Genomic DNA, 4,546 nt, shown 5'->3' with positions numbered 1-4,546 from the left:
TTCTTCGGAAAATGGCTTTTTTTTTTATGGATTTAAGGGTATACGTATGGAAACATATGTAAAAGGAGGGGTCCTGTGAAGTTTCAAGTCGTATTTTTTGCGTATAGCTGTATGTTAGGTGCTTTTGTTGGAGCACTCGCAGCTCTTTTTTTATTGCTTGTCACTTTTTTGATTGATGTTGTGTGGCATGTAATCCCGAGTTATATCACAGTATCGTATTATCCATTACTTGCAGGGGTAGTCGGTGGTATTCTCGTCGGTCTACTGCAAAAGTATATGGGAAATTATCCGAAGACGATTCACGAAACGTTGCATGAGTTTCAAGAAACGAAAGCAGTAGCATACAAAAATAAATTACTGCCGAATTTCTTAATGGGAACGGTCGTATTAGCGTTCGGTGCAAGTCTTGGTCCAGAAGGAGCGCTCGCAAGTATTGTCGGAGGGCTCATTACGTGGGTTGGCGATCGAATGAAGTTAACGATGCAGCAAAGAGAACAACTCGTACAACTAGGTATTGGTGCAATGGTATCTTCTATTTTTTATGCACCGCTCGTCGGTGTGAGTGAAGGGCTTGAAGAGAAGGCGAATGCACAAGAAAAATGGAAGAAAGTCATTTTGTATGCACTTGCGACTGTTTTTGGTATTGTAGCATTCAGCTTAGTGAATAAACTATTCAATAAAGAAAAAGTCTTTGCATTGACGATGCCAGATGTCGCTTGGTCTTGGCAAGGAATCGTATTAGTTATTCCAGCAATCGTGCTCGGCTACATAGCAGGAATCTTTTTCTTAAAGAGCGAAAAGTTATTTGATGGATTGGCAGCGAAAGTCCAAAATAAATTTTGGTTAGCTGTAGTCGGTGGAATTGCGATCGGTCTCTTCGGCTGTGTATCTCACTACTTTTTGTTTTCTGGAGAGCATGAACTAAAAACCTTTTCATTAGAAGCGGCGAGTTACTCGATTGTCACAGTGTTGCTAATTGGAATCGGTAAAATTGTATTAACGAATATTTGTTTCGCTTGTGGGTGGCGTGGGGGTAAAATCTTTCCGGCAATTTTTGCGAGCGTGGCAATTGGTTTCGCGTTAACGAATATGTTTCCGTATACGCCTGGTTTAGTCATTGCAGTTGTCGTAACGACTTGCTGTACGGTTATTTTAGGACAACCGATTGTAACGACGATGTTATTAATCTTTTTATTCCCTCTTCAATTCGCACCATTTATTATGGTCGTGGCATTTGTCGTGCAACGCTTCCGCAAAGCGAAAGAACACTCGGTTGATGCGGCGATGGTTTAAAAGTCGCTATATCATATGTTAAATATTTACTTTAATCCTAATTTTAGTTATCATTTGATAAATGCGTTTAAATGATTTGGAGGGATTAGGAATGGTAGTGAAATTTGATATTGGTTCGACAGCAGAGTTTTCAAAGACGATTAGTGAATTTGATGTGTATCAGTTTGCAGGGATTTCAGGAGATTTAAATCCGATACATATTAATAAAGTAGCTGGAGAAGCGTCTATTTTTAAAGATCGTGTTGCACACGGTATGTTAGTGTCATCGCTTATTTCAACAGTTATCGGTACACGCTTACCAGGAGAAGGAACGATTTATTTAGGACAAAATTTAAAATTCACGAGTCCAGTTTACATTGGGGATACGGTTACGGCGAAAGTCGAAGTAGCCGAATTTATTAAAAAAGGAATTGTAAAACTAAATACGACAGTTACGAAGCAAGATGGTACGATCGTTGTTGACGGCGATGCAGTCGTTAAAGTACCTGTAGAATAATAAAAAGGATACATCCGATAATGGATGTATCCTTTTTATTTTCTACTCGTAAATAGACGAGCTGTTTGTTTTTCGAACCATTGCAAAGACGCTTGGAATGGTGCTAATGCAAGGAAGCCTGTAACGAGTACGAAAAACAGAAGATAAATAAGCAACCAGCGATTCGGTACGAACTGTTGGAGCGGATCATTTATGTGTAAGCCATGGTACATGTATAAAATGAAGCGGTGGAAAAATAAATAGCTAAAGAGCGCTCGCCAATCGTCGTGAACCATGAATGCTTTTTCGAAACGATGGATAAAATAGCAATCGATAAACAAATCGTAATCATCGTAATGACGAGTTTCAAAAAAATGTCTCCACCAGGTACGTCTAGCTGCATTTTGACAGCTTCATACGGATTACGTCCACTTAACATGAGGCGAATACCATACAGCTTGTCGATATTTGCCCAAATCGTAATAGCTGTCAAAACGAGTAATACCCAACTAATGATTTTCAAAGCGGTTGACTGGAGTAGTTCAGCGAGTTGTTTCGGGTCGGTATAGTAACCAGCGATGAAGAACGGGAAGAAAGCGATGATTCGTGAAGTTACGAGTTGGTCGCCAATTGGGAAGTAACCAATTAAGAGCATTCCAATAACACTTAACATTAGTACGAGGAGCGGCGAAGTACCTCGGAATAGACGACCGAGAATGAGCCAAACACCCATTGCAAACATAAACCAAGGAACGCCGTCTTCCACGAACGGATTGAAGCGGAAGTTTTCTTCACCTAAAACGAAATGACGCAACAAGTAAAATAAAACTTCCATTACAAAGTACAAAGTAAAGAAGTGGAGTACACGCTCCGAACGAAATGGGTCTTTATTAATTGTTGATTTACTAAAGAGACCTGCTATGAAAATAAATAAAGGCATATGGAACAAATATGTGAAAATAAAAAACGTTCGCAAGCTTTCATACTGGCTCGTGTAATAGTCTGCCGCATGTCCTAAAACGACTAATAAAATGAGCAATGCTTTTGCATTGTCGAATATGTATATACGTTGTGTAGTATAAGTCATAACGTTTCCTTTCATATAGAATGATTTACTTAATCTCTTCAAGCATACAATGAAATCGTTGAAAAATGAATCCAATTTCAAAGGAAAAGATGAGAGAGAATCTCGTGACAAAGTATGAGGGGTTTTTGAATTACTTATGATATACTGTGGTGTAGATAAGATATATATATATGAGGAGTGTTAAGCGTGATTAATGAACAACAAGTCCGTGAATTACTTGGCGGTTTTACAGATCCCATTTTACATAAAACCTTAGCAGAAACAAATGGGGTACTAGAAGTTAAAATTAAAGAAGAAAAAGAACACGTTAGTGTGAAGGTTGCTATCGCAAAATTAGGTACACCAGAACAATTAACTTTCCAAATGGATATCGTAAATGAATTAAAAGCAGCTGGCTTTAAAACAGTCGGAATTCGTTTTGCCGAATTAGATGAATCTGTATTAGAAGGTTTCCGCGGTCAAGCAACACGTGCAGAAACACAAGATTTATTATCTCCATTAAACAGTACAAAATTTATCTCAATCGCATCTGGTAAAGGTGGCGTAGGTAAATCAACTGTATCTGTTAACTTAGCAGTAGCTCTTGCGCGTCTAGGTAAAAAAGTTGGTTTAATCGATGCGGATATTTACGGTTTCTCTGTTCCAGATATGATGGGTGTACAAGATATGCCTCGCGTAGAGAACGATCGCATCTTCCCAGTAGAACGTTTCGGCGTTAAAATGATTTCTATGGGATTCTTCGTTGAAAACAATGCACCTGTCGTATGGCGTGGTCCAATGTTAGGTAAAGTATTAGATCAATTCTTCCGCGACGTTGAGTGGGGCGAATTAGATTACTTACTATTAGACTTACCTCCAGGTACAGGTGACGTAGCACTTGATATTCACCAAATGTTACCTGAATCATATGAGATTGTCGTAACGACACCTCACCCAACAGCTGCATTCGTAGCGGCTCGTGCTGGTGCAATGGCAATTAAAACACAACATCACATTTTAGGTGTTGTTGAAAACATGTCTTGGTTCCAATCAGACGTATCAGGTCGAAAAGAATTCGTATTCGGTCAAGGCGGCGGTACAAAACTTGCTGAAGAACTACGTACAGAATTACTTGGTCAAATTCCTCTAGGTCAACCAGACATTATTGAAGTAGATTTTGCACCGTCTGTTTACGCACGTAATCATTCAACAGGTCAAATTTACATTGAAATGGCTCAAAACGTTATTGATCACTTAAATGAATTAGAAAAAGAACAATAAAAACGATGAAAAGCTTCGAAATCATTATTGATTTCGAAGCTTTTTTTGTTCTACTAGAAGCGGATTTTAAGTGTTTCTTATATAAAGTTGAATAATTTCATAAATGAATATAGAAATGTATGTTAATATAGGTGCATAAAATAGAGTATTGCTACATTAAATAGAAACAGATAAAAATAGAAATTATTTTAAAAAAACTTCTTGACGATTGTACGACAGGGGCGTATAGTTATATTTGTTGTTAAAACAACTCAGAAAAACATATCAAAAATAAAATAAAAAAGTGCTTGCATTTTAAAAGTTTTATTGATATAATAATTAAGTCGTCAACGAGATGACTTGAAAATAGCTTAAAACTTCTTGAAAAACTTCTTGACATTAAAGAATAGAAGTGATAAGATATAAAAGTTGCTAAAGCAACGAGATGAACC

Annotated in this window: 4 protein-coding genes; 3 read left to right on the top strand and 1 reads right to left on the bottom strand. The window is 37.6% G+C overall.

Going from position 1 to position 4,546, the window contains the following annotated elements; genetic code table 11:
• The first annotated feature begins 75 nt into the window (after positions 1-75).
• Both KSHG_RS13380 and KSHG_RS13375 read left to right on the top strand, forming a co-directional pair.
• Positions 76-1,293, top strand: a complete 1,218-nt coding sequence (locus KSHG_RS13380) for a chloride channel protein (protein ID WP_010307870.1) — start codon at positions 76-78, stop codon at positions 1,291-1,293.
• 91 nt (positions 1,294-1,384) lie between these two features.
• Positions 1,385-1,789 (top strand): MaoC family dehydratase, encoded by a 405-nt coding sequence (locus tag KSHG_RS13375; protein ID WP_010307867.1) that lies wholly within the window; start codon positions 1,385-1,387, stop codon positions 1,787-1,789.
• 190 nt (positions 1,790-1,979) lie between these two features.
• Here the strand turns inward: KSHG_RS13375 and KSHG_RS13370 are convergent, their stop codons facing one another.
• Positions 1,980-2,855, bottom strand: a complete 876-nt coding sequence (locus KSHG_RS13370) for an acyltransferase family protein (RefSeq protein ID WP_161600743.1) — start codon at positions 2,853-2,855, stop codon at positions 1,980-1,982.
• Positions 2,856-3,041: 186 nt separating this feature from the next.
• Between KSHG_RS13370 and KSHG_RS13365 the strand changes: the two genes are divergently transcribed.
• Entirely contained in the window at positions 3,042-4,115 is a 1,074-nt protein-coding gene (locus KSHG_RS13365; protein WP_010307861.1) for a P-loop NTPase, read from the top strand.
• Positions 4,116-4,546 lie beyond the last annotated feature (431 nt).

It is taken from the genome of Kurthia senegalensis, from assembly GCF_000285595.1.
Taxonomy (GTDB): domain Bacteria; phylum Bacillota; class Bacilli; order Bacillales_A; family Planococcaceae; genus Kurthia; species Kurthia senegalensis.
The sequence above is the reverse complement of the archived record's forward strand: the minus strand, read 5'-3'. Positions and strand labels throughout refer to the sequence as shown.